Origin of the sequence: Shewanella sp. SM69, from assembly GCF_025653985.1 — a bacterium.
GTDB classification, from domain to species: Bacteria; Pseudomonadota; Gammaproteobacteria; order Enterobacterales; family Shewanellaceae; genus Shewanella; species Shewanella oncorhynchi.
Map to the genome: position 1 here is coordinate 42,200 of NZ_JAKKRV010000023.1, position 6,130 is coordinate 48,329.

4 protein-coding genes and 2 pseudogenes are annotated in these 6,130 nt (G+C 39.9%); 5 read left to right on the plus strand and 1 reads right to left on the minus strand.

The features are described from left to right. The first annotated feature begins 98 nt into the window (after nucleotides 1-98). The 5 genes and pseudogenes from pilV to L5M37_RS21800 all read left to right on the plus strand — a co-directional run. Nucleotides 99-686 (plus strand): type IV pilus modification protein PilV, encoded by a 588-nt coding sequence (gene pilV / locus L5M37_RS21780; protein WP_263201828.1) that lies wholly within the window; start codon nucleotides 99-101, stop codon nucleotides 684-686. 11 nt (nucleotides 687-697) lie between these two features. Further along, nucleotides 698-1,666, plus strand: coding sequence for a PilW family protein (locus tag L5M37_RS21785; protein ID WP_028760918.1), 969 nt, complete (start codon nucleotides 698-700; stop codon nucleotides 1,664-1,666). 12 nt (nucleotides 1,667-1,678) lie between these two features. Then, a complete protein-coding gene (locus L5M37_RS21790) occupies nucleotides 1,679-2,140 on the plus strand; it encodes a PilX N-terminal domain-containing pilus assembly protein (protein ID WP_105249936.1) in 462 nt (153 codons plus the stop codon). A gap of 2 nt (nucleotides 2,141-2,142) precedes the next feature. Further along, nucleotides 2,143-5,649, plus strand: coding sequence for a pilus assembly protein (locus L5M37_RS21795; protein ID WP_263201827.1), 3,507 nt, complete (start codon nucleotides 2,143-2,145; stop codon nucleotides 5,647-5,649). An 11-nt stretch (nucleotides 5,650-5,660) separates the two neighbouring features. Beyond that, nucleotides 5,661-5,876, plus strand: a pseudogene (locus tag L5M37_RS21800) (type IV pilin protein); the annotation flags it as partial. Between the two features lie 19 nt (nucleotides 5,877-5,895). Here L5M37_RS21800 and L5M37_RS21805 read toward each other — a convergent pair. Beyond that, nucleotides 5,896-6,130, minus strand: a pseudogene (locus tag L5M37_RS21805) (IS4 family transposase); the annotation flags it as partial.

The window sequence follows — 6,130 nt, forward strand, 5'->3', positions numbered from 1 at the left end:
CAATGCTTATGTGCTAATGTTACTGGCTACTTACATTTTACTCATCTATTATTAACTGTTGGTAATTTTTATCGTAATACTAAGATTTTAAAAGGTAAATAGCTGAAAAGCTTGTCAAAAATATGGCTAAAATCGAAAGGTTGACACAAAGGGAATTTCAACGGGGCTTCTCATTAATTGAAGTGCTTGTTGCGTTAGTGATCTTAGTCATTGGCTTAATTGGTATTTTTAATCTGCATATTGTTGCAAAGCGTGGCAGCTTTGAATCCTTTCAGCAAACTCAAGCCTCCTATTATGCAAACGATATAATTAATCGAATGAAGCTGAATAGAGCGCAGCTGGGTAATTACGCTGGTGAGTATACTGGCTCTCTTAATAAACCAGGCAATGTTTGTGACGTTGCTGTTGGCGCAGTGAGTATATGTACTCCTGAAGAGACTGAAGCTTGGGATCTTTACCAGTGGGAACAGAGTTTTATGGGGGCTGCCGAAGTTATGGATAGCCAGAATGTTGGTGGGTTAGACTCTCCAACAGCTTGCATTAATGTAGATGGTTCAACTGTAACGGTCGCAATTGCGTGGAGAGGGATCCGAGAGGGCGCGGGTACAAGTTATTCTGGGAGTGAATGTGGAGAAGATATTGGTACGCGTAGGCGGCTTTTTATTCTTTCGACAATGATTATTTAGGTTAACTATGTATGGATAATTTAAAAAACTGTGAGAAAGGGATGTCGCTGGTTGAGCTAATGGTCTCTATGGTCATTGGCTTATTTCTCACTCTTGGGCTTTTTGGCATGTTTAGTATGTCTTCTTCCAATGTGATCACAACGAGCCAGTTTAACCAATTGCAAGAAAATGGACGAATAGCTTTGTCGCTCATGGAAAGAGACATTAGTCAGTTAGGTTTTATGGGGGACATAACGGGAACTGATTTTGTACTTGGAACCAATATGACCTTGAGGGATGGTGTTGCAAATGATTGTATTGGTGCAGGTGTAAATAACGGTACTTTACCTAATGCTGAACCTGCACACTTTAGGCGTCTATGGGGATATGAAGAGGGCGAGAGTGGGGATACATTAAGTTGCTTATCAGGTGTGAATCAGAATACGGATGTCATTCAAATTAAAAGATTAGTTGGCCCACCAGTGACTAATCCCAATGGCGAGCGTTTTTATATGGCTGCAACTTCGAGTGAAGCTGTGATGTTTAAAGGCGGTAATCCTCCCAATCCAGTACTCGAAAATGCTCGTTTTTGGGAATATCAGCATCATATTTATTTTATTAAAAATGATGGTTCTGTACCTGTTCTACGCCGAAAAACATTAACCAAGAATAATGGCATGAATAACGAAGAGCAGTTAGTTGAAGGCATTGAGAATATGCGTATTCTTTATGGTTTTGATAGTAATGGAGACGATACCGCCGATAGTTTTATGCCAGCAGAAAATGTAACCACATTAATGTGGGACAACGAATTATTTCAAAGACTTGTTGCCTTAAGGGTTTTCTTGTTGGTTCGCGCTATTGATGAAGATAAAAGTTACACCAATGAAACTACTTACACTCTGGGCGATAAGGAAATTAAAAATTTGAATGATCATTATCGACGCAAGATAGTTTCGACGACTATGGTGCTTGCAAATCCAGTGTTAATTAGAAATTAGAAGGTTGGTAAGATGAAAAAGCAAAAAGGAATTGTATTATTTTTTGCACTTATCATATTGTTGCTTATGACTATTATTGGTGTCGCTTTGGCTGTTAATTCGACCCAATCTATGCGTATGTCTGGAGCAGGATCAGAACGTATAGAGGCTAAGTCTGTTGCTGATGGTGGCTTAGAGGCGGCAATCGAAGCCAATAAAGGTGCTAGCTTAGCCAAACTATCTGAGATTTCATCTGTGGTTGAATTTGGTTCTAACCAAACGTTAACGCCAATTCCTTATGAAGTTGATGCTGCAGGTAATGTTGTCATTAGTGCAAAAGATGTTGGATGCCAGCGGAGTACAAGGCCAAATAGTGGTAATTTAATCAGCTGTCGGCGTGTTGAGATTAGTAGTACAGCAGAATTTGGTAGAGATAAACTGGGCCAACTCACTGTTGTCGCAGGTGTGGAGCAAGAAGTTTTAACTGGGAGTTAGATATGATTATTAAAAAGCTGGCTTGTTCTATACTACTTGCGCTGACTTTTGTGTCGGCTTTCTCCTTTAGTGACGATACTGAGTTATATGTAAAAGAATCAACAACTCGAACGGGCGCAAGACCTAAAGTGCTCGTTATATTTGATAACTCAGGAAGTATGTCGACTGAAGAAATTACTCAGGTTGTAGATTATGACCCTAACTATGACTACCCAGCCGTAAGTGGTTCTGGGTATAGTGATACTCTTATTTATTATGCTGTTGGTGGTGGAGGATTACCCACCCCTGATACTAGCTCTGATAAGCGTAATTTTAAAGCTAGTTTAAATGGATGTAGTCAAAGCAAAGCTGCATTAGCAGAGTTTGGTCGTTTTACTGGGTATATAAGAGAGTTCACATCAAGTGGTACTACTGGTGTTTGGAAAGAACTACCTGAAACAAACGGTACAGCAATAAAAGTAATTGATTGTTGGGAAGATATTTCTCAAATAAATCCGAGTAATTCATCATCATATCCTAATGGATTTCCTGCTAACGGGGTAACAACGGGGTCAGGTAGTAAAAAGAAAGCGTATCCATATTTTACTTCCTCACTACCAGGAACAACTTGGAGCAATGCTTTAGCCGCAGCCAATAATACTGACTTTGGTGTTGGACAACCTATTACCTTGTACACTGATAATTACCTAAGATGGTACGGATTATCTAAAGCGGGAAAATTACCAACGGTAAAAGTTTCAAGACTAGAAATTGCGAAGAAAGCGATTTCTAATATTATTAGTTCAACTCCAACAGTGGATTTTGGACTTGCTGTATTTAATTATAATTATCCAAATGAAGGTAATCGAGACGGTGGTCGAATTGTATCTGGCATTACTCAGATGACGGATAGTACGCGTGCGAGTTTATTAACTACTATTGATAATTTGCTGGCAAAAACAAATACACCACTATGTGAGACTATGTATGAAGCTTACCGTTATTTTGCCGGTAAGGGCGTTAAATATGGTCATAGTGATACAGATTATGGCTCTTATGTTGGAAATAAACCACCGTATGACAGCTTAGTGGAGAAGAGTGGTAACTACGCAAGTCCATTTAAAGTATGTACGGATATTGCTTATGTTATCTATGTCACTGATGGCTCTCCAACAGTTGATAAAAATGCGAATAATGACGTTATTAGTTTAACTGCCACAGGAAGTAAAGAAGGGGATTACTCTTCATTTTCTAAAAATCTAGATACAGCAAGCTATTTGCCCGCATTAGCTAGTTATATGTTTAATAACGACTTAATTAACAAGTTGGACAGTTCGAATACTGAACAAATGCAGAATGTTCGTACTTATACTATTGGTTTTAGTAAAGGTGCAGAAGATGCCGCACCTTTACTTGCTGAGACGGCTAAAAGAGGTGGTGGTTTATATTTTGCTGCTCAAAACAGTCTTGAACTACAGAATGCACTTAATGATGCGTTATCAAATATTTTGAATATTGATTCAAGTTTTACATCTCCAAGTATTGCTAGTAATAATTTTGATAGGACTCAGACATTTGATGCCGCTTATTACGCTATGTTTCTCCCAGGCAAAGGACCTCGTTGGAGCGGTAATTTAAAAAAATTAAAAGTAACCGCAGATGGAACATTGGTTGATAGTAAAGGGAATGCAGCTATAGCAGATAACGGCAATATTAAAGATGGTGCCTGTACTATATGGTCGGATTGTGTTGCGCAAAAGGATGGGAATAAAGTTGAAGTCGGCGGAGTCGCGGCACAAATCAGAAAGCAAGAAGTTAGGAATATTGTAAGTAACTTAAATGGGTCCTCCAGTTTAACGCCTTTAACACTTGCTAATGCACAAACTGCAGCAGGCGATGATGCTGCGCTAGCTAGCTATATGAGAACTAGCGTAGATGAGCTTGCTAATACGTTAAATTGGCTTAATGGGATAGATGTCGACGACGATAATAAAGATGGTAGTACGACAGATAAACGTAATGATGTTATGGGTGATCCTCTTCATTCTAAGCCACTTGCACTCAATTTCGGCACAAAAAGCGCGACTGATATTCGTATCATGCTTGGCACTAATCAAGGTGTTGTGCATATGTTTAAAGATGCGGGCGAATCTGTATCAGAGACTTGGGGCTTTATTCCTTATGAGTTATTGCCTAATTTAACAGAACTGAGAAGTAATGATCCTTCTGGTGTACACACAGTATACGGAATGGATTCATCTCCAGTTGCTTACACAGAAACTGATGCTGAGGGTAAAGTGATTAAAGCATGGGTCTATATGGGGATGCGTCGAGGTGGCTCGTCTTATTATGCCCTCAATGTGACAAACCCTGATAGCCCTTCTCTAATGTGGACTATTAATCCATCAACGGATGGTTTTTCTGATCTTGGACAAACATGGTCTGAGCCTATAGTGACGAAAATCGTTGGTTATGAAAAGCCTGTACTCATTTTTGGTGGTGGCTACGATGTTAGTTTTGATGCAACTCCTTCATCTTCTCCGGTAGGTCGTGCGGTTTATATTGTCGATGCAGAGAAGGGAACTTTGATTCATTCATTTGGTGGCTCTGCATCGGGTGCAACAGCACTTTCGGGTATTCAGGATAGCATTCCAAACTCAGTCGCCGTACTTGATAGTAATAATGATGGGTATACAGATAGAATTTATGCCTCCGATGTCGGTGCAAATGTCTGGCGTATTGATCTTCCAAGTGCAAGTAAGTCGAGTTGGAGTGCATTTAAATTTGCTTCTTTAGGTGGTACTGATAGTAATAATCGCCGTTTTTATGCAGAACCTGTTGTAGCACAAACGATGTTTACTAATTTATCCGAAGTTAAGGTGACAACAGAGAGTGGTACTACTACGACTAAAACTTATCAAAATGTTCCCTATGATGCTGTGGTGATTGGAAGTGGAACGCGACCCCACCCATCATCTACTGATATCAATGATATGTTTTTTACATTGCAAGATCGTAATGTGGTGACTAAGAGTTTTACTGGCGGTGATGTTCCCGAGGCGATCACAATCAATGATCTCTATGATGTGACTTCTACTGCACCTGCGTCTGAAGCCGACAACATAAGTTTCGGTAAAAAACTCGGCTGGTTCTATGATTTTAGTGGTCTAGGTGAAAAGAGTTTAACAGCTGCCTTGATTGTCCAAGGCAAAGTTTATTTCACTTCTTATTCTCCCCCTGCTGACTCGGTTGCCGATAACGTGTGTTTGGTGTCTGGTTCTGGCAAGTTATATCCGTTCGATTTGCACAAAGGAACGAGATCCTTTTCTCAATTATATTATGAACTGGGTGAACGTGTACCGGATACACCGCAGATTGTTATTCCTGCACCTGAATCCGGTAAAGATCCCTATATCTATATTATTGGAGTTGGTAAAGGTGAGAAAAATGAAAATGGGGATTATACAGGTACAATCAACGTTGCTTCTGGGTTAGGTGTTAATAAAATTTATTATCATATAAATGAATGAGTTATTAATTTATGAAGGTTCAACTTAAAGGTTTTACCCTGATAGAGGTGATGATCGCCGTCGTGATCATTGGTATTTTGGCATCGATTGCTTATCCATCTTATATCGACTATATCACTAAGAGTGGACGCTCGGAAGGTGTTGCTGCGGTAATGAAAGTGGCTAATTTGCAAGAGCAATATTATCTTGATAACCGTGCTTATACTACTAAGATGACAGAGTTAGGCTTTGCTCTGAAGGATCCCCTCATAAATCAGCCATAGCATAGCCATATTTGAGCAACTGATTGGCGAATAATACCCAGGCCGCCAGCAATTCTTTCTCCGTGATTTGATAATCAGGCCGCCTGAGTACCTCCAATCCCAAGCGAATCGTTGAGAGTACCGTTCGATGCCCAATGGTATTGGCCTGAAAATGCTTATCCCAGCCCTGTTGCTGTGCGTGTAAACCAACTAGCCACAACAGGCATTGAACCATCAAC

Bases quoted from the DNA above. Each gene is read 5' to 3' on its own strand.
- L5M37_RS21785 (WP_028760918.1), top strand. From the start codon at position 698: ATGGATAATTTAAAAAACTGTGAGAAAGGGATGTCGCTGGTTGAGCTA.
- L5M37_RS21790 (WP_105249936.1), top strand. From the start codon at position 1,679: ATGAAAAAGCAAAAAGGAATTGTATTATTTTTTGCACTTATCATATTG.
- L5M37_RS21795 (WP_263201827.1), top strand. From the start codon at position 2,143: ATGATTATTAAAAAGCTGGCTTGTTCTATACTACTTGCGCTGACTTTT.